Consider the following 24,660-nt stretch of genomic DNA (forward strand, 5'->3'; position numbering starts at 1 on the left):
TTAAAGACATCAGACAGCTCTATGCAATGGCTCCCCAAACGGGAGCATTGCTCAAATTACTACAGGATAAGCAAGGCGGTAACATCTTTTTACAAGGTCAGCAGGCCTCAGCAACGCCATTGTTGTTTGCATCTGTGGCCGAGAAAACCGTGCAAACGTTTCTCTTTGTGCTTCAAGATGCCGATGAAGCCGGCTATTTCTATCACGACCTCACACAGGTAATGGGCACGGAGAACGTGTTGTTCTTCCCTTCAAGCTATAAGCGTTCGGTCAAGTATGGGCAGCGAGACAGCGCCAATGAAATACCGAGAACCGAGGTGTTGGCAAAGGTTTCGACCCGCGATGTCAAAGCCCATGAAGCATTGTTCATCGTTTCTTATCCCGAAGCTTTGGCTGAATTGGTGATTTCCAAGAAGCATCTGGATGAACGTCGGCTGTCCTTAAAGACCGGACAACAGCAGATAGACATCACCGATGTGGCCCACACGCTGCGCGATTATGGCTTCCAAGAGGTTGATTATGTATATGAACCTGGCCAGTTTGCCGTGCGTGGAAGCATCCTCGATGTCTATTCGTTTAGTTGTGAATACCCCTACCGTATTGACTTTTTCGGCCGTGAAATCGACACGATCCGCACCTTTGAAGTGCAAGACCAGTTATCGAAAGACAAGCAGAACGATATAGAAATCGTGCCCGAATTGGCCATGTCAGCCACCGAAAAGATTTCTTTTCTGAAGTTTCTGCCGTCAGATACTGTGCTTGTTGCAAAAGACTTTGCCTACATCCACGATGTCATTGAGCACGTATATGCTGAAGGTTTCTCCAGACAAGCCGTCACAGAGCGACTTGAAGGGGCCACGGAAATGGAGCAGAAGCAGATAATGAGCGAACTCAACAAGGAGAAATCGCTCATTACGCCCTATCAGTTTACAGAAGATGCCGCAACATTTCGCAGGATAGAATTTGGCATGAATGCCGGCAAAACAGAGGTAATGGCTACGCAGAAAGCCAAGAAATATGATGTCTTGAAATTCAAGATTACGCCTCAACCGCTGTTCCATAAGAACTTCGACCTATTGGTTGACACTTTCGAAGACTATATCCTAAAGGGCTACAAGCTTTATATTCTGGCCGACAGTGACAAGCAAACCCAGCGTTTGAAAGACATCTTTGCCGACATGGACTCGCAGAAAGCGCGGTCAATCGCATTCGAACCTGTCAACAGAACACTGCATGAAGGCTTTACCGACGATGCTCTGAAGCTTTGTTTCTTTACCGATCATCAGATATTTGACCGCTACCATAAGTACAATCTCAAAAGCGACGGCGCCCGAGCAGGCAAGATGGCGCTCACAATGAAGGAACTTCAGGAGATGGAACCAGGCGACTTCATTGTTCATGTGGACTTCGGTATCGGCAAATTTGGCGGACTTGTGCGCGTTCCTGCAGGCAACAGCTATCAGGAAATGATACGCATCATCTACCAACATAACGACAAAGTAGATGTCAGTATCCATTCACTTTACAAGATAAGTAAGTACCGTCGGGCGGATACAGGCGAGCCTCCACGCCTCAGTACGCTTGGAACGGGAGCGTGGGATAGGCTGAAAGAGAAAACCAAGAAACGCATTAAGGACATTGCCCGCGACCTCATTAAGCTCTATGCACAGCGCCGTCATGAGAAAGGTTATGCCTTCAGCGGTGACAGTTACCTGCAACATGAACTTGAAGCAAGTTTTCTTTACGAGGATACTCCCGACCAAAGCAAGGCAACTCAAGACGTTAAAGCCGACATGGAGAGTCAAAGACCGATGGATCGGCTTGTTTGTGGCGACGTGGGTTTCGGCAAAACAGAGGTTGCAGTGCGTGCAGCTTTCAAGGCTGCATGCGATAGTAAGCAGGTCGCTGTACTCGTTCCGACCACTGTCTTGGCTTATCAGCACTATCAAACTTTTAAGAATCGCCTGAAAGGTATGCCTGTTCGGGTGGATTATCTCTCACGGGCAAGGTCGGCGAAGCAGACAAAACAGGTGTTGACTGACCTTGAAGACGGCAAGATTGATATATTAATCGGCACACATAAGCTACTCGGTAAGTCGGTGAAATGGCACGACTTGGGACTTCTCATCATTGATGAAGAACAGAAATTCGGCGTTTCTACGAAAGAGAAACTGCGCAAGATGAAGACCAATGTCGATACACTGACGATGTCTGCAACCCCTATTCCGCGCACATTGCAGTTCTCTTTAATGGGTGCCCGCGATATGAGTATCATCCGAACTCCGCCACCTAACCGCTATCCTATACACACAGAACTGGCTACTTTCAGTCATGAAGTGATTGCAGATGCCATTAATTTCGAGATGAGTCGCAACGGGCAGGTCTATTTTGTGCATGACCGCATCAACGGATTACAGGAGATTGCCAACCTCATCCATAAGTATGTGCCCGATTGTCGGGTAGCCATTGGCCACGGACAAATGCCACCTGACAAACTTGAAAAAGTACTCATGGGCTTCATGAACTATGACTATGACGTGCTACTCTCTACGACTATCGTTGAAAACGGTATTGATATCGGCAATGCCAACACCATGATTATCAACGATGCCCACCGATTTGGGCTCAGCGATCTGCACCAAATGCGAGGCCGTGTGGGGCGAAGTAACCGCAAAGCCTTTTGCTATTTGCTCGCACCTCCTAAGACGTCGCTTACTCCCGAGGCCCGACGCAGACTCGAAGCTCTTGAGAATTTCTCTGAATTGGGCAGCGGCTTCGACCTTGCCATGCAGGATCTTGACATACGAGGTGCAGGGAATTTGCTCGGCGCAGAGCAGAGTGGATTCATGGAAGACTTAGGATATGAGACCTATCAGAAGATACTTAGCCAAGCCGTTACAGAGCTTAAGAACGATGAGTTCCATGAGCTCTATGCCGAACAGATAGCACAAGGCAAAGACATCAGTGGCGATGAATTCGTTGAAGACTGTGCCATTGAGAGCGATCTCGAAATGTATTTCCCCGACAACTACGTGCCGGGAAGCAGCGAACGCATGTTGCTTTATCGCGAATTGGACAACATCAACAATGACAACGACCTTGAAACTTACCGTCAACGGTTGGTGGATCGCTTCGGCGAAGTGCCTCATGAAGCACTCGAGCTGATGCAAGTGGTGCCGCTTCGCAGGTTGGGCAAGCGCCTTGGTTGTGAGAAAATCATGCTCCGGCAGGGCAAGATGAACATGCAGTTTGTGGCTAATCCCGACAGCGCTTATTACCAAAGCAAGACTTTTTCTGCCGTCATCAACTACGTAGGTAACCATCCACGGCAGTGCGACTTCAAGCAAGTGGGCACACGAAGACTGTTGACCGTCAGCCAGATTCCAACAGTTGAGGCCGCCGTAAACGTGCTTCGGGCTATGCTCGACGGCCTTTCTGCATGCTAACTATTAAGGGCTTGGGCTGTATTTTGAATTTCAAACGATTTCCATATATGACAAAAAACATAAGAACAGCAGTCACAATGGGACTTTTCCTGTTGGCTTCGACACCGCTACTTGCGCTCAATCATCAGACAGACAGCATCGGGAAACGCGACCTTACCCAAGAGCTTAGCTACCAACTGACATGGCAAGAGAGTCTGTCTAAAGGCAAAACGCCACTTTGGTTGACAGCCAATCGCTATGGATTAAGTTCGCTCAAGCATACAAACGGTTATCTCCGAGCAGCTATCGAACGCCCCTTGCAACGCGATTCTGCACGTCGCTGGGGCATCGGATACGGCATCGATTTGGTTCTTCCCAATGGTTTCACGAGCCAATTTGTTGTTCAACAGGCCTTTGTTGAAGCCCGATGGCTGCATGGTGTGCTGACTATCGGGGCCAAAGAACAGCCGATGGAGCTGAAAGATAACATGCTTTCATCGGGTTCACAGACATTCGGTATCAACGCAAGACCTATTCCCCAAGTACGCATTGCACTGCCCGAATACTGGATTTTGCCTTTCACGAAGAGTTGGTTGCGACTGAAAGGCCATATCGCCTACGGCAAACCGACGGATGATGCATGGCAACGCAGCTTCACGGAAAAGCAAAACCGCTATACGGAAGGAACATTCTATCACAGCAAAGCAGGCTATCTGATGATTGGAAATCCCGAGCGAAACTTCCCCTTTTCTGTTGAATTAGGTCTTGAAATGGCATGCCAATTCGGTGGAAAATCATATCTCCGAGACGGCAATCGAATGAAAGAAACCAAGAGCAGCAACAGTCTTCGCTCGTTCTGGAATGCCTTTTTCCCAGGCGGAACAGATGTAACCGACGGCAATTTTATCAATGCCGAGGGCAACCAAGTAGGCAGTTGGGTAGCCCGTCTGAACTATGACAACGCGAAATGGGGCTTGAGTTTCTATGCCGATCAATACTTTGAAGACAACTCTGAGATGATACATATCAATAAAAACGGCTGGGGAAAGGGCGCCGACAAGCATCGGCACGTGAAATCGAAATACTTCGCTTATGACTTCAAAGACTGGATGCTGGGGGCTGAACTGCGACTGAAACAGACACCATGGCTAAGGAAAATGGTTGTCGAATACCTCTACACGAAGTATCAGGGAGGCCCTGTTTACCACGACCACACGGCAAATATCAACGAACATATATGCGGACGGGACAACTACTACAATCATTCTCTCTTCACAGGTTGGCAACATTGGGGCATGGTGATGGGCAATCCGCTCTACATGTCGCCGCTTTATAACACCGATGGAACGATAGAAGTGAAGAACAATCGCTTCATTGCATGGCACTTAGGAGCTGAAGGTAGACTTTCCGAAGGCCTGAATTACCGTCTTTTGGCTACCTATCAAAAAGGGTTTGGCACTTATTATGAATTCTATTCCGACCCACGAAAGAACTTCAGTCTGCTTCTTGAGGCCGGCTATACATGCCCCAAAAGTTCGCGATTTGCTGATTGGAGTGTGAAAGGAGCCTTTGGATTAGACCATGGAAAGCTGTATGGCAACAACACCGGTCTGCAGTTCACAATCACTAAATCAGGTGTTCTAAACTTCAAACGCATAAGAAAATGAAAAAGATAACATTCCTATTTGCAGCCCTTCTGCTGCTTACAAGCTGCGAAATCGAGTTCTCCAACAACGGCAAACTCGATGGGTTCTGGCAGATGATAGCCGTAGACACGCTTGCAACCCAACATACATCAGACCTGAAAACAAGTGGAAGAACCTGGGCTTTCCAAGGTCGTTTGCTCGAAATGAGAGATACAAAAGGAGGATATTCTGACCTCTATTTCAGTTTCGAACATCGTGGAGACAGCCTCTTTCTCGACTCACCTTATCTGTCAGACCGCGACGTTGATGACATTAAAATCACGGATGTCAATATCGTAAGGCCCTATGGAGTGAATGGCTTGAAGGAAGGATTTGAAATCGAAAGCCTGTCAAACAATAAGTTGATTTTGCGTTCGAAAACACTCCGATTGCTATTTAAAAAGCATTAAATTCAAAGATTACTTAGTAGCAAAAATCAGACGAAAACATTTTCCCCATGTCTTCTTATATGCAGATTAATGAGGAAATGAATGCCCATATACAAGAAAACATCAACACAGACAAGTGTAACTACAGAATATTGAAAGTCATTGAAAAGCACAAAATTCATTCCACAGAACAACGAAGACATCCCTATTATCAGCCCTAATACTTGATGCTGATTGAAACCTGCACGCATAATCTTGTGATGAATGTGGTTTTTATCCGCTAAAAATATAGGCTTTCGATGTCGCAATCTAACAAGAATAACACGCACAACATCAAAAACTGGGACTATCATCAATGAATATGGGAGGATAAAGAGACCTTTCTCGAAAGCCATTGACATAGGACTCCCCTCTGCCTGTATAATGAAAAGAACACTTATGATGAAGCCTAATGAAAGACTTCCAGAGTCACCCATGAATATTTTCCGTTTTATTTTATGTCCTCCAAGCATATTAAAATATAGATAAGGAAGAAGTACTCCCATTAATCCTGCTATGAGAATAGCATACACAAGCGATGCTTCTACAATATGAGAATAAAGAAAACTCAACAGAATTAAAAATGTTATTGTGGCACAAAGTCCATCAATACCATCGATAAGGTTTATGGAATTGATAACAAACAAAATGAAAAAGACAGACAAGGGTATGGAACACCAAATAGGAATATCATAGATTCCAAGAAATCCATAAAGGCTGTTTATACGCAAACCGATAGCCGAAATCAAGGCTGCGGCTATCATCTGTATGATAAATTTGTTCCTTGCTTTAAGACCTATGATGTCATCCAGAACGCCCATAAAATACACCATTGCCAACGAAACGAGGAAAACAAAACTCCGAAGAGTTACCTGTAAGCTTACATTATTTGTTTGCTTGCTAAGGAAAAACAAAGCAACAAAGGCCGAAATCACCATACAAGGAACGAAAGCGATGCCTCCAAGACGCGGTATCGCCTGACGATGTACCTTACGATTAGTAGGAAAATCAAAGAGCTGATGACTTTGACAGAAATGCAAAATGGCAGGAATGAAAATAAAACCTCCGACAAAACTGAGGGAAAAAGATAATAATATCGCGATATATTGTATTGGCATTGTAATCAGCTTTTATTATTAAAACTCACAATGAAGTCATTTATTGTAAAGAATAAGAACCTATTTATCTAATCATGAAAACAACCTTCTTATTTAAAGGTTCAACTATAAAATCAGAACTTCCTGCCAAACATTGTCTTCAGAAATGTAAGTCCAAGAATACGGATATCAAGCCACCAACTGCGGTGTTCCAAATAGTATAAATCCATTTGAAGACGCATAAGCATCTTTTCCATGGTATCAGTATAGCCGTTATATAGGGTCGCATAGCTTGTAACTCCAGGCCTAATCTGATATAAACAGCGATAACGTGGATCTTCTTTCATAATCTTATCAATATAGAATTGACGCTCGGGGCGTGGTCCTACGAATGACATGTCGCCCTTAACTACATTCCATAGCTGGGGAAGTTCATCGAGATGATGCTTACGAAGATACTTTCCTGTCTTGGTCAATCGCTTGTCATACGTCTGATTAGACAGCATCGGCCCTCTCTTTTCGGCATCTAAAGCCATACTTCTGAACTTGTAAATCGTGAAAGGCCGACCGAAACGGCCTATACGTTCCTGTCTGAAGATAGCCGGTCCACCGTCTTCCTTCTTGACAGCAAGATAGCAAAAGAAAAATAAAGGCAAACAAATAACAAAGCATATCACGGCTGCAATGAAATCAAACAGACGCTTGATCACACGTTCGTATTCATTCATTCCATCAAGGATATAGCCATTGTTAAGTATTGTCATGAAGCGTCTTTACCGATATTGTTCTACATAGATTAACGCAAGATAAGGCACTTTGTTATCTATGAATACGAGAAATATATACTTTTTTGCGTAATCCATTGGGTAAAAGCCGTACTAACAATCGCGTCACTACATTCCAAACAAATGTCGAAAGACCAATGAAACCACGCTTATACATAGCATAGTGAAAGCCAATCTCTTTTACTGCATAGTTCAATCCACCTCTTCTATGAAACGCTTCTGCACTAAATCGAAACCATAAGAGACTTTCTTGGAGGTTATAAAAGACCGCACCACTTTGCAACGCACGTACCCATAAATCATAATCTTCAAGTCTAACCTTCCTATAACAACCCACTTTTTCAATTGCTTCCTTACGAAATACGACCGTAGGATGATTGAGTGGACAACGGTATCGGGCAAAATGCAGGATTTCCTGATGTGTTTCAGGAACTTTTCTCGTAGAAATAATATTTTCTTTCGTTCCCAGAAACTCATCAATCCAACTTCCCACAACATCTATTTCCTTATGCGTTCTCAAGATTTCGAGTTGCTTTTCAAAGCGCCAGGGCTTGCAAATGTCATCACTATCCATGCGTGCCACAATGGGATAATGACATTCTTTTAATCCATGATTCAGGGCAAGTCCGAGTCCAACGTTACGTGGCAGGACAACGCTTACCGTTGCTGCAAATCGAGTCTTAAAAGCCTCAATGACCGCATAAAGCTCGTCGGTCAGCGGTCCGTCTTCAACGATAACCACTTCTGTGGGCAGCAAAGTCTGCTCCAACAAGCTTTCAAGTGCCTGCTCAAGATATTGCGGTTTTTCACGCTGATATACTGATATGAGAACAGAAAATGCCATAAACAACTGATTACAAGCTGCAAAGTTACACATTTTTTCCGAGCAATCAGAATGGCATATTGATTTTCTTCCTCTCCCCACTCCTATCTCTTGAAAAAATCAAACAAAAGCCTTTATAAGGCTTGCGTATTTGAAAATAAAAATACTTTCGGTCGAAATAAGCGCTGTATTCTTTGAGTTGGCAAGCTGTTGACAATCAAATCATTACGCAATTCCAAACAAATTATGAAATAAAAAACGCTATTTTCCACACCTATTTCACGTCAAAACAGCTTGCAATCAGCGTCAAATGAGCGCGTGTTCTGCGTCATAACAGCACGCCATCTGCTTCATATGACAAGGTGATTTGACGCAAATGGGAAAACTAACGCCAACAAAAAGCGAAATCATCTCAAGGAAATTGCCTTTCAAAGAGCTTATTTTCGCTTTCCCTTTTCTATTTACCTCTGTTACAAGACCCCTTTTTTCTCGTAAAAAAATCAACAAAAAAGCAACATGACACCCTTGCATCATGCTGCTTTCCTCATTCATATCGGGTGCACATAAGCACTGAATTCTGCTAAAATCTCAGCTTATAAAGCTTTTAAAGTGATTGCGGGAGTCCCTGCATCAGCTTTTCTTCGGCCAGCTTTTCATACTTCGTACCCGGCTTACCATAGTTGGCATAAGGGTAAATGCTGATGCCTCCACGTGGCGTGAAGAGGCCGATCACCTCGATATATTTCGGTTGCATAAGCTTGATTAAGTCTTTCATGATGATGTTGACACAGTCTTCATGGAAGTCACCATGATTGCGGAAGCTGAACAGATAGAGTTTAAGACTCTTGCTTTCAACCATTTTCTCGCCCGGAATATAACTGATACGGATCTCTGCAAAGTCGGGTTGTCCGGTGATAGGACACAGAGAAGTGAACTCAGGACAATTGAACCTGACCCAGTAGTCATTCTCCGGATGCTTGTTGTTGAACGTTTCCAACACTTCGGGAGCATAGTCCATACGGTATTTTGTCTTGGCTCCCAAGGCCTGAAGGCCTTCATCTTTTCTTTCCATTGCTTACAGATTAAATATTTTCAACACGTTATAACTGATGCCGTTATCATAGACATCCTCGCCTTCATGACGCTTCAAATAATGTACAATGCGTATCGTCAAAGGCAAAACGATAATTTCATACCCCGTCTTGAGCACCACCTGCCACAACATCAGCTTAGGCAATTCCAGCGCAGGAACTACACCTCCGAGGGCCAAAGGGAAGAAGATGAGCGAGTCGGCAGACTCTCCGAAGACCGTACTCAATATGGCACGCGCCGAGAAATGGCGTCCATTGTCGAGTAGTTTCATCTTGCTCATCACGTAGGCATTGATAAAACTGCCCACAAGGAAGGCCACAAACGAAGCTGCTGCAATGCGTGGAGCAAGACCGAAAATGGCATGAAAGCCCGCTTCATTATTCCAATAAGGTGCTCCAGGAATAGCATCACAAAGCGCACCAAGGGCAACAAAGAAGAAGTTCATGGCGAAACCGACCCATATGAGCAGTCGGGCTTTCTGATAACCCCACACTTCACACACGCAATCATTAATGATGTAAGACACTGGGAACACGATTAATCCACCGGTAAGACTAATCTTTCCAACGGATATCTGCTTTGTTTCGAGCACGTTTGCCGTAATCAGACAAACGCAGAAAAGTATGCTGAAAAGCATGAACAGCACACTGACTTGGTTCTTTTCTTTTGTCATTTCTTGTTTTTTACGAGGTTTATCAAGCACTCGGTTCATTTGAATTCGGGTGCAAAGATAATAAAAAAAGTGGAATGAGAAGTGTGGAATGAGGAATTAATGTAATGAAGAAAGGGAAATGGGGAGCAGGGAATGAGAGACTAAAATTTGTGACATGAAAGAAGAATTAATACTGTTTCATTCTTTTATCTGTTGAAAATCCAATCTTTATCTCATTCGGAAGACTATGAAGAAACGGTTGAAACATCATACAGATTGAACCATAAAAAACAATAAAAGAGGTGGGTATTCAGAATAATTTATTAACTTTGCATAATCAAAGTAATGTATATATTCGAACATAAAGATGAACGTTTTAGAGCTTAGTGAACAGGAGATCATTCGCAGACAGTGTCTCCAGGAACTGCGTGACATGGGGATTAATCCCTATCCTGCAGCAGAATATCCTACAAACGCATACTCAACCGATATCAAGGATGAGTTTAATGATGACGAAAAACAACGCGAGGTAGTGATTGCCGGCCGTATGATGAGCCGCCGAATCATGGGTAAAGCCAGCTTCGCTGAACTCCAGGATAGCAAAGGCCGCATACAAGTTTACATCTCACGTGACGATATTTGTCCTGATGAGAATAAGGACTTATACAATAAAGTGTTTAAGAAACTGCTCGATATCGGCGATATTATCGGCGTAAAAGGCTTCGTTTTCAGAACCCAGACAGGCGAGATCAGTGTGCATGCCAAGGAGATTACACTCCTCAGCAAGAGCCTGAAACCGCTGCCAATCGTTAAATATAAGGATGGTGTTGCCTACGATAAGTTTGACGATCCAGAGCTTCGTGCCCGTCAACGCTACGTGGATTTGATTGTCAACGACGGCGTAAAGGAAACTTTTCTCAAGCGTGCTACCATCTTACGCACCATGCGTAACTTCTTCGATGAACACGGATATACCGAAGTGGAGACGCCAACGCTGCAGAGTATTGCAGGGGGTGCGAGTGCACGCCCATTCATCACGCACTTCAATGCGCTTAACATTGACATGTATATGCGTATTGCCACCGAGCTATATCTGAAGAGATTGATCGTCGGCGGCTTTGAAGGTGTCTATGAAATCGGCAAGAACTTCCGCAACGAAGGTATGGACAAGTTTCACAATCCAGAGTTTACCTGCATGGAACTCTACGTGCAATACAAGGATTATAACTGGATGATGAGTTTCACCGAGCAGCTTCTTGAAACCATTTGTAAGGCTGTCAACAACGGCAGTACAGAGGTGAAGAATGGTGAAAACACGGTTTCTTTCAAAGCACCTTACCGTCGTTTGCCTATACTTGAGGCCATTAAGGAAAAGACCGGCTTTGATCTTGCAGGGAAGAATGAAGATGAAATCCGCACGATTGCTACCGTAGACCTGAAGATGGAGGGTATAGATGAGACCTTTGGTAAAGGTAAACTCATTGATGAAATCTTTGGAGAGTTCTGCGAAGGCACCTTTATTCAGCCGACATTCATTACAGATTACCCTGTAGAAATGAGTCCGTTGACCAAGATGCACCGTTCAAAACCAGGCTTGACCGAACGTTTTGAGCTTATGGTGAACGGCAAAGAGATTGCCAATGCCTATTCCGAGTTGAACGATCCTATCGATCAGGAAGAACGCTTCAAGGAACAGATGAAGTTGGCTGACAAGGGAGATGACGAGGCAATGATTATCGACCAAGACTTCTTGCGTGCCCTACAATACGGCATGGCTCCTACATCCGGTATTGGAATTGGTATCGACCGACTCTGCATGTTGATGACAGGCAAGGAGTTCATCCAGGAAGTTTTGCTCTTCCCACAGATGAAACCGGAAGCCAAGATGCCACAAAGCAGTATCAAGGAATGGGCAGAATTAGGCGTTGAAGAGGATTGGGTCTACGTGCTTCGCAAGGCCGGTTTCAACCTCATCAGCGACATCAAGGACGAGAAAGCACAGGGATTGCAACAGAAACTCGGTGAAATCAACAAGAAATACAAGTTGAATTACGAGAAACCTTCCGTTGAACAAATTCAGAATTGGATAGACCAAGCAAATGAATAACTGTGGAAAGATAGCCATTATTGGCGGTGGTTCGTGGGCCACGGCACTTGCCAAATTAGTTGTGAAGCATGAACATCACATCGGTTGGTATATGCGTCGTGACGACAGAATAGCCGAGTTCAAGCGATTGGGGCATAATCCGGCCTACCTGCAAGCGGCGCATTTCGACATCAACGAAATTGAGTTTTCGAGCGACCTCAACCATATCGTGTGCGAATATGACACGCTTGTGCTCGTAACTCCGTCGCCTTACCTGAAGAACCACCTACAGAAGCTCACGGTTCCATTGCACAACAAGTTCATTGTCAGTGCTATAAAAGGCATTGTTCCCGATGAAAACCTTGTGGTTTCTGAATACTTTCACCAGGTGTGGAATGTTCCATACGAGAATATTGCGTGTGTAAGCGGCCCTTCACATGCCGAGGAAGTGGCACTTGAACGCCTTTCCTATCTGACCATTGGCTGTGCCGATATGGAAAAAGCTCAGGCTTTTGCCAATGTCATCTCTACCGAATTCATCAAGACAGAGACTTCAATGGACATCGTTGGCATTGAATATGCAGGCGTATTAAAGAATGTTTATGCCATTGCAGCAGGCATTTGCCACGGCCTTAAGTATGGAGATAACTTCCAAGCTGTATTCCTTTCCAACGCCATTCAGGAGATGAACCGCTTTCTTACAGCGGTTTATCCTGCACAACGCAATATCAGTGACAGTGTCTATTTAGGCGACTTGCTTGTTACCGGCTATAGTAATTTCAGCCGTAACCGTACATTCGGCATGATGATTGGCAAAGGATATTCGGTGAAAAGTGCACAGATTGAAATGGAAATGATTGCAGAAGGCTACTTCGGAACAAAGTGCATGAGGGAAATCAATGGTCATGTTGGTGTGAATATGCCTATACTTGATGCCGTCTACAGCATCTTATACGAGCATAATACGCCACAGAAAGTCATCCAAACATTAACAGATAATTTTAGATAGTCAATGATCTTGTACAATCTATAAGGTCAGGATAATAACAAAAAACAATGAAAAATATCAGTTTAGACATTACAAAAGCTGCACAGTTCCTAAAATCCGGAGCTGTTGAAGCTTACGAAAGTCAGGTCAAGGCCGCCCAAGAAGCTCTTGAAAACGGCACTTGTCCGGGTAACGATTTCCTTGGTTGGCTCCACTTGCCGTCAAGTATCACGTCTGAATTCCTTGATGAAATCCAGGCTACGGCCAACACTTTGCGTGACAAGTGCGAAGTTATTGTCGTTGCGGGTATTGGTGGTTCCTATCTTGGTGCACGTGCTGTTATTGAGGCACTCAGCAACAGTTTCGCTTGGTTAGTAGCCGACAAGAAGAACCCAACCATTCTCTTTGCAGGCAATAATATCGGTGAAGACTATCTCTTTGAACTCACAGAATATCTTAAGAACAAGAAATTCGGTGTCATTAACATCAGCAAATCCGGCACAACTACAGAGACTGCACTCACCTTCCGCCTGCTGAAGAAACAGTGTGAAGCACAACGTGGCAAGGCAGAAGCTAAGGATGTAATCGTTGCAGTGACTGATGCTAAAAAAGGAGCAGCCCGCACTTGCGCCGACAAAGAAGGCTACAAGAGTTTCATTATCCCTGATAATATCGGCGGACGCTTCTCTGTTCTCACTCCTGTTGGCCTGCTTCCAATCGCTTGTGCAGGCTTCGATGTGAAAGAACTCGTTAGTGGTGCACAGGAAATGGAACGTGCATGCGGCAAGAATGTACCGTTTGAAAATAACCCCGCCGCACAGTATGCAGCTGTTCGGAACGGTCTTTACAGCGAGGCAGGAAAGAAGATTGAAATTGTCGTTAACTTCCAACCGAAGCTTCATTTCTTTGCAGAATGGTGGAAACAGCTTTATGGTGAGAGTGAAGGAAAAGACAATAAAGGCATCTTCCCGGCAGCATGTGACTTCACAACTGACCTGCATTCAATGGGACAGTGGATACAACAAGGCGAGCGTTCTATCTTCGAAACCGTGATCAGCGTAGAGGAACCAGAGCATAAACTGCTCTTCCCACACGATGAAGAAAACCTTGATGGCCTCAACTTCCTTGAGGGAAAGCGCGTTGACGACGTGAATAAGATGGCTGAACTCGGCACTCGTTTGGCTCATGTTGACGGCGGAGTACCTAACATCCGCATTAGTGTTCCACGCTTAAATGCCTACTATATCGGGCAGCTTATCTATTTCTTTGAGATTGCATGTGGCATCAGTGGCAACCTACTTCAGGTGAACCCATTCAATCAACCGGGTGTAGAAGCTTACAAGAAGAACATGTTTGCACTGCTCAATAAGCCTGGCTATGAAGCTGAAAGCAAGGCTATCCGCGAACGTTTATAAATGAAAAACGAGATAAAACAATACTTGAAAGAACACGGCTTTGGGCATTTCAGTCCCAAAGCTGTTCTTTTTGATATGGACGGTGTACTCTATGACAGTATGCCTCTCCATGCTATTGCCTGGCAGGAAAGCATGAAGAAGTTTGGTATTCACATGACAACAGCTGATGCTTACGCCACAGAAGGCGCACGAGGTATTGATACCATCCGTCTGTTTGTCAAGCAACAACAGGGCAAAGACATCAGTCTTGAGGAAGCACAACGCATGTATGACGAGAAAACCCGCCTATTCCATGCCATGCCGGAAGCCCCAATCTTCGACGGTGTTTTCAGTATTATGGAGAAAATTCAGCGTTCAGGCATGACGGTGAATGTGGTTACAGGCAGTGGTCAGCGACCGCTTATTGAGCGTCTGCTTCATGACTTCGGACAATACCTTGATGAAGATCATATCACAACTGCCTACGACGTAAAACATGGAAAGCCCTATCCCGATCCTTATCTCACGGGACTCAGAAAGGCTGGGAACCTGCAACCAAACGAAGGAATCGTAGTTGAGAATGCACCACTCGGTGTTCGTGCCGGTGTCAGTGCAGGCATCTTCACCGTTGCTATCAATAGCGGGCCACTGCCAGATACCTCACTTCTTGGTGAAGGTGCCAATGTATTATACGACACCATGACGCAGCTTGTTGATGATTGGGATAATTATGTTTAGTTTTCTGCACATTCTTTAGGGCGTGTGCGCACTTTTAAGCAAAACTATTTTAATATAGCTTAAAATTATTCCGAATGTTTGTTGAAAGTCTTTGTGCATCGTAATTTTGTTTAAGCAAAGACATTTTATGACATGACATCCGAAGAATTTTACACACTTGGCAATGAGTTTCGCCGACAGGGTGACTTCAAACGTGCCATGGAAGCCTATATGGAATCTATCGCACTCAATCCTGAAAGTCCTGCCGTTGAAGCCAAGAAGATGCTTGAAGACATTTATGCCTTCTACTGTAAGGATATGTATAATCCTTAGGATTGCCATAGACAACAAACACATATCAATCACATTATGGGAAAAGTAGTTGGTGCCATCGTGGTAAACGAGGACCGGTGTAAGGGCTGTTCGCTTTGTGTTGTGGCCTGTCCGAAAGCCGTTATCGCCTTGGCTGATAGAAAAGTCAACGTAAGCGGATATCCGTTTGCCGAAGCTGTCCGTCCGGATGACTGCATAGGTTGTGCATCTTGTGCTATCGTTTGTCCCGACGGATGCATTACTGTCTATCGAAAGAAACTTGATTAAACAAGAGCAAATCTATGGAAGAGAAAGAAGTTAAACTCATGAAGGGCAACGAAGCCATCGCTCATGCAGCCATCAGATGTGGCACCGACGGCTATTTCGGCTACCCGATTACTCCACAAAGCGAAATCATTGAAACCTTAGCACAGCTCAAACCATGGGAAACGACCGGCATGGTTGTCTTGCAGGCAGAGAGCGAAGTGGCTTCAATCAATATGCTATATGGTGGAGCTGGTGCAGGGAAGCGCGTACTCACGAGCAGTTCAAGCCCTGGAATTGCATTGATGCAAGAGGGTATTTCTTACATGGCCGGTGCTGAATTGCCAGGCGTAATCGTGAATGTTCAGCGCGGCGGTCCAGGCTTGGGAACCATCCAACCCAGTCAAAGCGACTATAATCAAGCCACACGTGGTGGTGGAAACGGCGACTACAACGTCATCGTTCTCGCACCAAATTCAGTGCAGGAAATGGCAGATTTCGTTGATCTTGCTTTCACTTTGGCTTTCAAATACCGCAATCCGGCAATGATTCTAAGCGACGGAGTCATCGGCCAGATGATGGAGAAAGTGGTGCTTCCACCAATGAAACCGCGCCGCACAGAGGCTGAAATCCTGCGTGAATGCCCTTGGGCTTCTACCGGACGCACAAAAGATCGTACTCCTAACATCATCACTTCGCTTGAACTAATGCCTGAAGTGATGGAACAAAAAAATCTGCATCTGCAAGAGAAATATCAGCAAATTAAAGACAATGAAACACGTTGTGAGCAGTCAAAATGCAATGATGCTGACTATATTGTCGTAGCTTTCGGCAGTGCAGCCCGCATTGCAGAGAAGAGCATGGAGATTGCCCGGGAGCATGATATCAAGCTCGGACTCTTCCGCCCGATTACACTTTGGCCCTTCCCTGAAAAGGAATTGCGCAAGACTGCAGCAGGAAAGAAAGGGATACTCGTGGCAGAAATCAACGCAGGTCAAATGATTCAAGACGTCAAACTGGCTGTAGGCAGCACCATTCCCGTGGCACATTTCGGTCGATTAGGCGGTATTGTGCCTGATCCCGAAGAGATAGTAAACGCTCTAAAGACTAAACTTATTGATAATGAATAAAGACATCATATCACCAGAAAACTTAGTTTACGAGAAACCAAGACTCATGAACGACACAGCCATGCACTATTGTGCGGGCTGTTCTCACGGTGTTGTACATAAGCTTGTGGCTGAAGTCATTGCCGAAATGGGCATGGAAGACAAAGCCATCGGCGTCAGTCCCGTAGGTTGTGGAGTGTTTGCTTACCGCTATATCGACATTGACTGGCAGGAAGCTCCACACGGTCGGGCCCCTGCCTTGGCTACAGGCATCAAGCGTTTATGGCCCGACCGTCTCGTATTCACCTATCAGGGCGATGGCGACTTGGCCTGTATCGGAACAGCAGAAGCCATCCATTCGCTGAACCGTGGTGAGAACATCACAATCATTTTCATTAACAATGCTATCTATGGCATGACAGGTGGCCAGATGGCTCCTACCACTTTGCTCGGTCAGAAGACAGCAACTTGCCCGTATGGTCGCGATGCAGAACTGCATGGTTACCCTCTAAACATCACGGATTTAGCCAGCCATTTGGAGGGCACTTGCTATGTAACACGCCAAAGTGTAGAGACTGTTCCTGCCATTCATAAAGCCAAAAAAGCTATCAGAAAGGCATTCGAAGCCTCGATGAAAGGACTTGGTTCAAGTCTCGTTGAGATTGTATCGACGTGTAACAGCGGTTGGAAGATGACACCACAAAAAGCCAACGAGTGGATGCAGGAGCACATGTTTGAGAAGTATCCAAAAGGAGTTTTCAAGGATACCACCTCACTTTAATCAACAAGGAGACGTATGAAAACAGAAATTATCATAGCAGGTTTCGGCGGACAAGGCGTACTTTCCATGGGAAAAATCCTTGCCTACTCGGGTATGCTCGAGGGAAAAGAGGTTACATGGATGCCTGCCTACGGCCCGGAACAGCGCGGAGGAACGGCCAATGTGACCGTCATCGTCAGCGATGAACGCATCTCTTCGCCCATTCTCAGCAAGTATGACGTGGCTATTGTGCTTAATCAGCCGTCATTGGATAAGTTCATGCCCAAGCTAAAACCTGGCGGAATGCTCATCTACGACGGCTTCGGTATCATCAATCCTCCCACACGTGACGACATCACTGTCTATCGCATTGATGCCATGGACAAAGCCGCAGAGATGAAAAATGCCAAGGTTTTCAACATGATTATTCTGGGAGCACTCCTCAAGGCCTGCCCTATTGTCAGCACAGAAGGCTTGCAAAAGGCGCTCTTCAAGACGCTTCCTGAGCGTCATCACCACCTCATTCCACTGAATATGCAGGCAGTAGAGGAAGGAAGAAAGATGATAAAGTAGGAGCCTCCCCCAACCCTTTCAAGGAGGGGAAAGTTGAATTGAGGGACCTCCCCCAGCCCCTCCCAAGGAGGGGAGACTTAAATTGCGGGCTATAAACAAGGGTTCGCCGGCTTTCCAAGCCTGCGTAAACAGCTCAGAACGAGATTAATCCAGGCTTCATACATGTTGAAAACTGCACCAATCCAAGCCAAGAAATTCCCTCATTCTGTAAAGATTGTTTGCCTGTTTTTAACACTTCCAGAAGATACCAAATAGAAATGAAAATGGAAGAAAACAGGCTTTATTTTACGATTTCAAACATTACGGCGTACAATATGAACCATTGTGCGCCGTAATTTGATGCAGAACACACCGCTTTCTGCACCAAACTACGAGATAAAATGCCAGAGATTACACTGCTTTTCAATACAAAATACAATGTTTTTCAGCGTGATTTTATCTCTTTTTCCACCTCATATTTCATAACTGTTTGATTGACAACGTATTGCAAACTGTCAAAATACGGCGCGTATTTGCAATGAGAAAGACATCCGTTTCAAATACGCGAGCTATGCAAAGGCAATTGTAAAGGAATATGACAACTAAAGAAAAGCATCTAATTTGCCATTTCCGAAAGAAACTTAATCCTTACCAAACGGATTTCATCTTCGCTGTATTCATCGCCAAGTTCATTGATTGCAGCCTCTAAACTGTCGGTTTCGCTCTCACTGAAATAGTCATAAATATCGTCCACATGGTCGTCATCAATGACTTCTTCAATAAAGTAATTGATGTTAAGTTTTGTTCCACTGTAGACAATGGCCTCCACTTCGTCGAGCAACTCATCGAAAGAAAGTCCAAGCGTTTCAGCGATATCATCGAGTGCAAGCTGCTTGTCGATGCTCTGAATAATCTTCACTTTGATGATACTTTTCTTGGCAACAGTACGCACGCGCAGTTCTTCGGGGCGCTCAATACCGTTTTCTTCGCAATACTGTTTAATCAAATCGAGGAACTCTTTGCCGTAACGTTTGGCCTTTCCTGCACCGACTCCCTGTATCTGTTGCAACTCTTCGGTGGTTATCGGATACATCGTTGCCATCTGTTCCAACGACGGATCCTGGAAGATTACATATCCCGGAACACCAAGTTTCTGTGCCATCTGCCTGCGAAGGTGCTTCAACATAGTGAACAGTTCGGGGTCAAGCGCCATGCCTACTGCCTCATTTCCCTCTTCTTCCTCATCATCTCTGAACTCGTTATCGCGTACAATCATGAACTCCGTTGGGTTCTTGATAAAGCGCTTTCCTGCTGCCGTCACCTTTAGAAGTCCATAGTTTTCCACGTCTTTTTTCAGATAACCGGCTATTAAAGCCTGCCGAATGACAGGGTTCCAAAGCTTAGAATCCTCATCTTCTCCTGCGCCGAAGTCCTCCAACTGGTCGTGTTTATGCGAAAGAATATCATCGGTTCCACGTCCTTTCACGAAGTCAATGACATACTCTTGACGGAAGTTTTCTTTCACTGCAAGTATTGCCTTGAGCACAATAACCAAGGCTTTTCCCGCCTCAATCTTCTCTTTCGGATGCAGACAGTTGTCACAGTTGTGACAGTTATCATGCGGATATTCCTCACCGAAATAATGCAGTAACATCTTGCGACGGCATACAGATGACTCTGCATAAGCAGCCGTTTCCTGCAACAATTGACGTCCGATATCCTGCTCAGCTACAGGTTTTCCCTCCATGAACTTCTCTAATTTCTTCAGGTCTTTCTGTGCATAGAAAGCAATACAAAGGCCTTCTCCGCCATCACGTCCGGCTCTTCCGGTCTCTTGGTAATAGCCTTCGAGACTCTTAGGAATATCGTAATGGATGACAAAGCGCACGTCGGGCTTGTCAATTCCCATACCAAATGCAATCGTTGCCACAATGACATCAATGCGTTCCATAAGGAAGTCGTCCTGTGTCTGCGAGCGTGTAGCACTGTCAAGTCCGGCATGATAAGGCGCCGCTTTAATTTCATTGGCCTTCAACACCTCGGCCAGTTCCTCTACTTTCTTACGCGAAAGACAGTAGATAATGCCGCTCTTCCCCTCATGTTGACGAATAAACTTGATGATTTGTTTATCTACATCATTTGTCTTCGGGCGTACTTCGTAATAGAGATTAGCACGGTTGAACGAGCTTTTGAACTCCTTGGCATCCGTTATACCAAGGCTCTTCTTGATGTCGGAACGCACTTTGTCCGTGGCTGTTGCAGTCAAAGCAATGATCGGAGCAGTGCCGATCTTATTGATTGTTGGGCGTATATTACGATACTCGGGACGGAAATCATGTCCCCATTCTGATATGCAGTGAGCCTCGTCAATGGCATAGAATGAAACCTTAACTGACTGTAGGAACTCCACATTCTCTTCTTTATTGAGTGATTCGGGAGCCACATAAAGCAACTTTGTGCGCCCACTTCGCACGTCGTCCATCACCTGTTGAATGGCTGCTTTGTTGAGAGATGAATTCAGATAATGTGCCACTCCAACCTCTTCACTGAGCCCATTGATGACGTCAACTTGGTTTTTCATCAATGCAATGAGCGGAGAAATAACGATTGCAGTGCCCTCCATGATCAAGGAAGGAAGTTGATAGCAGAGGCTCTTTCCACCTCCGGTCGGCATCAGAACAAAGGTATCATGGCCCTCCAACAGATTGCGGATAATGGCTTCTTGGTCGCCTTTGAACTTGTCAAAGCCGAAATAATGTTTCAGTTGCTGTGTAAGATTTGTGTCCTTTGTCATACCATTAGCACGCTTCTTCCCTATCAGTTAATGATAGTTTGGTTTTCCATTGGGTATCCGGACGATGCAATTCATCGCCCGGAAAGATAGTCTATGCAGTCTCGTCGAGCTTCTGCAAATAGGATTTATTCAGTTGGTTCTTGGCATAGTCGAGTGTAACGACAAATTCTTTCGTGCGCTTTGACGGTATCTCAAACATTGCATCCATCATGATTGACTCAACGATTGAACGCAAACCGCGGGCACCTAATTTGTATTCCACAGCCTTGTCGACGATGAAATTCAGTGTATCTTCCTCGAAACTCAACTTGATGCCGTCCATTTCGAACAGCTTTTCATACTGCTTGATGATAGAATTCTTGGGTTCAACGAGAATGCGTCGCAGCGCTTCGCGGTCTAAAGGATTGAGATAAGTGAGTACCGGCAGGCGGCCGATAATCTCTGGAATCAGTCCAAACGACTTCAAATCCATCGGCTGCACGTATTTCATGAGGTCGTTTTTATCTATCTTTGCCACGTTCTGTACAGAGTTATAACCCACTACATGGGTATTCATTCGCTGGGCTATCTTGCGTTCTATGCCATCGAAAGCACCGCCACAAATGAACAATATGTTCTTTGTGTTGACATGAATATAGTCTTGATCCGGATGCTTACGCCCTCCCTTAGGCGGCACATTGACCATAGTTCCTTCCAAAAGCTTCAGTAATCCCTGTTGAACTCCCTCTCCACTGACATCTCGAGTGATAGAAGGATTGTCGCTCTTACGGGCAATCTTGTCTATTTCGTCAATGAAAACGATGCCTCGTTCAGCTGCAGCAACATTGTAATCGGCCACTTGAAGCAGACGACTCAAAATGCTTTCAACGTCTTCTCCCACATATCCTGCCTCGGTAAATACCGTAGCATCGACAATCGTGAAAGGCACATCAAGCAGCTTGGCAATAGTGCGGGCCAGCAAAGTCTTACCAGTTCCCGTGCTACCTACCATGATGATATTGCTCTTTTCAATTTCAACTCCACCATCATCTGCAGGCTGTTGCAGGCGCTTATAATGATTATACACCGAAACAGAAAGGAAACGCTTGGCCTCATCCTGCCCAATGATATATTCATCAAGGTACTTTTTGATCTCCTTTGGCTTTGGAACTTTCTTCAATTTGAAAGGTTCTCCCTTGTCTTCTGCAGCATCCTTGGCACCGACAACGCCTGCACTGCGCACAATGTCATAGGCTTGTTTAGCACAATCCTCACAGATATAGCCATTCAACCCAGTGATAAGCAGTCGTACTTCACTTTCACTTCTGCCACAAAAACTACATGTTTTCTTTGTCATAGCTTACTTCTTACGCACCAAGACCTCGTCAATCATACCATATTCCTTAGCTTCCTGCGCCGTCATCCAATAGTTACGGTCACTGTCCTGCCATACTTTTTCAAATGGAGTATGCGAGTGTTCGGAGATAATCGTATAGAGTTCTTTCTTGAATTTCTGGATTTCTTTGGCCTCAATCTCTATGTCGGAAGCCTGTCCTTGAACACCACCTAAGGGCTGATGTATCATTACACGGCTATGAGTCAATGCCGAACGCTTTCCCTCCTGGCCTGAAACGAGCAGCACGGCAGCCATAGATGCAGCCATACCTGTACATATGGTTGCCACGTCACTGCTGATGAACTGCATCGTATCATAGATGCCGAGACCGGCTGTCACGCTACCACCGGGACTGTTGATATAAATAGAAATATCCTTTCCACTGTCTACAGAATCCAGGTAAAGCAACTGCGCCTGCAGCGTATTTGCCGTGTAGTCATCGATCTCTGTGCCGAGGAAGATGATACGATCCATCATCAAACGCGAGAAAACATCCATTTGAGTGACATTCAACTGGCGTTCTTCCAAGATGTAAGGATTAAGATATTGTGCCTGTGATTTAATCACATCATCAAGCATCATACCATTAATACCCAAATGCTTTGTAGCATATTTTCTGAAATCATTCATATAGTTTCCTTTTAAGTTAAGATAAAAAAAGGAGGTTATCCACCTTATTTATTATCTGGTTTTGCAAAGATAATGCCAAAGAAAAAAGCATCTTGGCTTGCCTCTACATAGACAAAGATAATAAAAAAAGTCGATAACCTCTTATAAAAGAAGTTTTTTTTCGAAAAAATTGATTACTCGCTCATCATCTTGTTGAAGTCATCGAGGCTGATTTCCTTTTCATTCAGCTTAACAACTTTCTTCAAAGCATCAGTCAACTTGATGTCGACAGCGCGGTCAACAAGACCGTCAACATTCTCGCGTTTCTTAAGAATTTCCTTGGCATAGTTCTCAACATACTCGTCAGGAACATTGTTCATGCCATACTGAGCGAATTGAACACGAGCGGTTTCCTTTGCTGCATTGAGCACATCGGCATCATCAACTTTAATCTGATTAGCTGCAACAAGCTGCTCTTTTATCAAGTGCCAAGTGAGTTCTTTGACGCTCTGCTCGTAGTTCTTCTCAACGAACTCCTCGCCTTTATCCTTGTTGTTGTTCAGCATGATGCGCTTCAACAGAGCATCAGGGAACTGAAGTTTTCCCACTTTCTTCTCGCAGTAAGCACGCACATCAAGGATAAACTTATAGTCAGCATCAACGGCAAGCTGCGCTTTCAGACCCTCCGCAATCTTCTCGCGGAATGCTTTTTCATCCTTAACTGTGTCTTTTCCAAACATCTGATCAAAGAGTTCCTGGTCTACCGGATGCTTCTTATAGCGCTGAATATCGGTAATCTGATAGCTGAAGTTACCCTTGAAGTCCTTCACGCGGTCGCGTTCTACCTTCAAAAGTGATGCGATTTCAGCCTCACTCTCATATGCTTCACTTGGGTTAATGGTAATAATATCACCTAATTTTGCACCATTAAAGAGTGCTTTTTGTGCTTCATTCTTGATATAGTTAGGCATAATGGTAGCTGCCTCAACGGTAACTCCGCCTTCCTTTGTATTGCCCTGCTCATCGAGTTCGCGCAAGTCACCCTTCAACATGTCGTTATCTTCGTAGCTTTCTGCCTTTTCATAGCTGCCGCTACGTGATGCAAACATATCCACCTGGCGGTCAATGAGCGCATCATCTACGGTGATTGTATAGTGATCTATCTTGTTGTGACCATTCAATTCAATCTTGAATTCAGGAGCAACAGCGATGTCAAAGGCGAAAGTATAAGGCGCCGGCTTCTCCAAATCCTGTGCTTCCTGCTTCTCTGAAGGCAGAGGTTCGCCCAACATCTGGATTTTATTGTCCTGCATATACTTGTAGATCTGCTCGCCAATGAGCTTGTTGATAGCATCCATTTTGGCTGATGCACCAAACTGTTTCTTAATCAGTCCCATTGGAACCATACCCGGACGGAAGCCTGGGTAGTTAGCTTTCTTGCGATAATCTTTCAATGTCTTCTCGACACTTGCCTGATAATCAGCCTCTTCAACGGTGATAGTCAGCAGACCATTCACCTTGTCAGGGTTTTCAAATGAAATGTTCATCTCTGATGTTTTTGTTTATATTATGATTGTTGTTTTCGCAATTTTCGGGACGCAAAATTACAGATAATTAGTGAATATACCTAATATATAAGAGAAAAATTTGTTTTTTTAACCATCAAGATGGACTGCTTCCCGAGCTATTACAAACAGAAAAGCGAAACAACAA

The 24,660-nt window shown here is 44.8% G+C and carries 21 protein-coding genes; 12 read left to right on the forward strand and 9 right to left on the reverse strand.

Annotated elements, in window-relative coordinates; genetic code table 11:
- Positions 1-26: 26 nt before the first annotated feature.
- From mfd to EL210_RS01595, 3 genes are read left to right on the forward strand one after another with little or no spacing between them, the layout of a single operon-like run.
- Positions 27-3,446 (forward strand): transcription-repair coupling factor, encoded by a 3,420-nt coding sequence (mfd, locus tag EL210_RS01585; RefSeq protein ID WP_018919480.1) that lies wholly within the window; start codon positions 27-29, stop codon positions 3,444-3,446.
- A 47-nt stretch (positions 3,447-3,493) separates the two neighbouring features.
- On the forward strand, positions 3,494-5,092 hold the full coding sequence (locus tag EL210_RS01590) for a capsule assembly Wzi family protein (protein ID WP_025879744.1): 1,599 nt from the start codon (positions 3,494-3,496) through the stop codon (positions 5,090-5,092).
- A complete protein-coding gene (locus EL210_RS01595) occupies positions 5,089-5,520 on the forward strand; it encodes a lipocalin-like domain-containing protein (RefSeq protein WP_018919482.1) in 432 nt (143 codons plus the stop codon). Before EL210_RS01590 ends, EL210_RS01595 begins: the two co-directional genes overlap by 4 nt.
- A 26-nt stretch (positions 5,521-5,546) precedes the next feature.
- On the opposite strand, the gene EL210_RS01600 is transcribed toward EL210_RS01595, so the two are convergent.
- The 5 genes from EL210_RS01600 to EL210_RS01625 form a co-directional block, all read right to left on the reverse strand.
- A complete protein-coding gene (locus EL210_RS01600) occupies positions 5,547-6,656 on the reverse strand; it encodes a glycosyltransferase family 4 protein (protein WP_018919483.1) in 1,110 nt (369 codons plus the stop codon).
- A 113-nt stretch (positions 6,657-6,769) separates the two neighbouring features.
- Positions 6,770-7,399, reverse strand: coding sequence for a sugar transferase (locus EL210_RS01605; protein ID WP_018919484.1), 630 nt, complete (start codon positions 7,397-7,399; stop codon positions 6,770-6,772).
- Between the two features lie 55 nt (positions 7,400-7,454).
- Positions 7,455-8,264 carry a glycosyltransferase gene (locus EL210_RS01610; RefSeq protein ID WP_018919485.1) on the reverse strand — a complete coding sequence of 270 codons (810 nt, stop codon included), beginning with the start codon at positions 8,262-8,264 and terminating at the stop codon, positions 7,455-7,457.
- 583 nt (positions 8,265-8,847) lie between these two features.
- Positions 8,848-9,315: a preQ(1) synthase gene (gene queF, locus EL210_RS01620; protein ID WP_018919487.1), complete on the reverse strand. Its 468-nt coding sequence runs from the start codon at positions 9,313-9,315 to the stop codon at positions 8,848-8,850.
- A 3-nt stretch (positions 9,316-9,318) separates the two neighbouring features.
- Positions 9,319-10,008, reverse strand: coding sequence for a queuosine precursor transporter (locus EL210_RS01625; protein WP_025879745.1), 690 nt, complete (start codon positions 10,006-10,008; stop codon positions 9,319-9,321).
- Positions 10,009-10,354: 346 nt separating this feature from the next.
- On the opposite strand from EL210_RS01625, the gene lysS reads away from it, so the two are divergent.
- The 9 genes from lysS to EL210_RS01670 all read left to right on the forward strand — a co-directional run bounded on the left by lysS (position 10,355) and on the right by EL210_RS01670 (position 18,190).
- Positions 10,355-12,094: a lysine--tRNA ligase gene (lysS, locus tag EL210_RS01630; RefSeq protein WP_018919489.1), complete on the forward strand. Its 1,740-nt coding sequence runs from the start codon at positions 10,355-10,357 to the stop codon at positions 12,092-12,094.
- A complete protein-coding gene (locus tag EL210_RS01635) occupies positions 12,087-13,082 on the forward strand; it encodes an NAD(P)H-dependent glycerol-3-phosphate dehydrogenase (protein WP_018919490.1) in 996 nt (331 codons plus the stop codon). The genes lysS and EL210_RS01635 overlap by 8 nt, the downstream gene beginning before the upstream one ends.
- A gap of 47 nt (positions 13,083-13,129) precedes the next feature.
- Positions 13,130-14,476, forward strand: coding sequence for a glucose-6-phosphate isomerase (locus EL210_RS01640; RefSeq protein ID WP_018919491.1), 1,347 nt, complete (start codon positions 13,130-13,132; stop codon positions 14,474-14,476).
- Complete coding sequence (locus tag EL210_RS01645; protein WP_018919492.1) at positions 14,477-15,193, forward strand: HAD family hydrolase; 717 nt, start codon at positions 14,477-14,479, stop codon at positions 15,191-15,193. It begins immediately after the preceding gene.
- A gap of 132 nt (positions 15,194-15,325) precedes the next feature.
- Entirely contained in the window at positions 15,326-15,505 is a 180-nt protein-coding gene (locus EL210_RS01650; protein ID WP_004374231.1) for a tetratricopeptide repeat protein, read from the forward strand.
- Between the two features lie 36 nt (positions 15,506-15,541).
- On the forward strand, positions 15,542-15,772 hold the full coding sequence (locus EL210_RS01655; RefSeq protein WP_004374229.1) for a 4Fe-4S binding protein: 231 nt from the start codon (positions 15,542-15,544) through the stop codon (positions 15,770-15,772).
- 14 nt (positions 15,773-15,786) lie between these two features.
- Positions 15,787-16,878, forward strand: coding sequence for a 3-methyl-2-oxobutanoate dehydrogenase subunit VorB (locus EL210_RS01660; RefSeq protein WP_018919493.1), 1,092 nt, complete (start codon positions 15,787-15,789; stop codon positions 16,876-16,878).
- Complete coding sequence (locus tag EL210_RS01665) at positions 16,871-17,638, forward strand: thiamine pyrophosphate-dependent enzyme (RefSeq protein WP_018919494.1); 768 nt, start codon at positions 16,871-16,873, stop codon at positions 17,636-17,638. The genes EL210_RS01660 and EL210_RS01665 overlap by 8 nt, the downstream gene beginning before the upstream one ends.
- 15 nt (positions 17,639-17,653) lie before the next feature.
- Positions 17,654-18,190, forward strand: a complete 537-nt coding sequence (locus EL210_RS01670) for a 2-oxoacid:acceptor oxidoreductase family protein (RefSeq protein ID WP_004377361.1) — start codon at positions 17,654-17,656, stop codon at positions 18,188-18,190.
- A 595-nt stretch (positions 18,191-18,785) separates the two neighbouring features.
- On the opposite strand, the gene recQ is transcribed toward EL210_RS01670, so the two are convergent.
- The 4 genes from recQ to tig all read right to left on the reverse strand — a co-directional run bounded on the left by recQ (position 18,786) and on the right by tig (position 24,494).
- Positions 18,786-20,963, reverse strand: a complete 2,178-nt coding sequence (recQ, locus tag EL210_RS01675) for a DNA helicase RecQ (protein WP_018919495.1) — start codon at positions 20,961-20,963, stop codon at positions 18,786-18,788.
- Positions 20,964-21,054: 91 nt separating this feature from the next.
- Positions 21,055-22,299 carry an ATP-dependent Clp protease ATP-binding subunit ClpX gene (gene clpX, locus EL210_RS01680; RefSeq protein ID WP_018919496.1) on the reverse strand — a complete coding sequence of 415 codons (1,245 nt, stop codon included), beginning with the start codon at positions 22,297-22,299 and terminating at the stop codon, positions 21,055-21,057.
- A gap of 3 nt (positions 22,300-22,302) precedes the next feature.
- Positions 22,303-22,968, reverse strand: coding sequence for an ATP-dependent Clp endopeptidase proteolytic subunit ClpP (gene clpP, locus EL210_RS01685; protein WP_004374222.1), 666 nt, complete (start codon positions 22,966-22,968; stop codon positions 22,303-22,305).
- A 173-nt stretch (positions 22,969-23,141) separates the two neighbouring features.
- Positions 23,142-24,494: a trigger factor gene (gene tig / locus EL210_RS01690; protein ID WP_004374221.1), complete on the reverse strand. Its 1,353-nt coding sequence runs from the start codon at positions 24,492-24,494 to the stop codon at positions 23,142-23,144.
- Positions 24,495-24,660 lie beyond the last annotated feature (166 nt).

The sequence above is a fragment of the Segatella oris genome, assembly GCF_900637655.1.
GTDB lineage: Bacteria > Bacteroidota > Bacteroidia > Bacteroidales > Bacteroidaceae > Prevotella > Prevotella oris.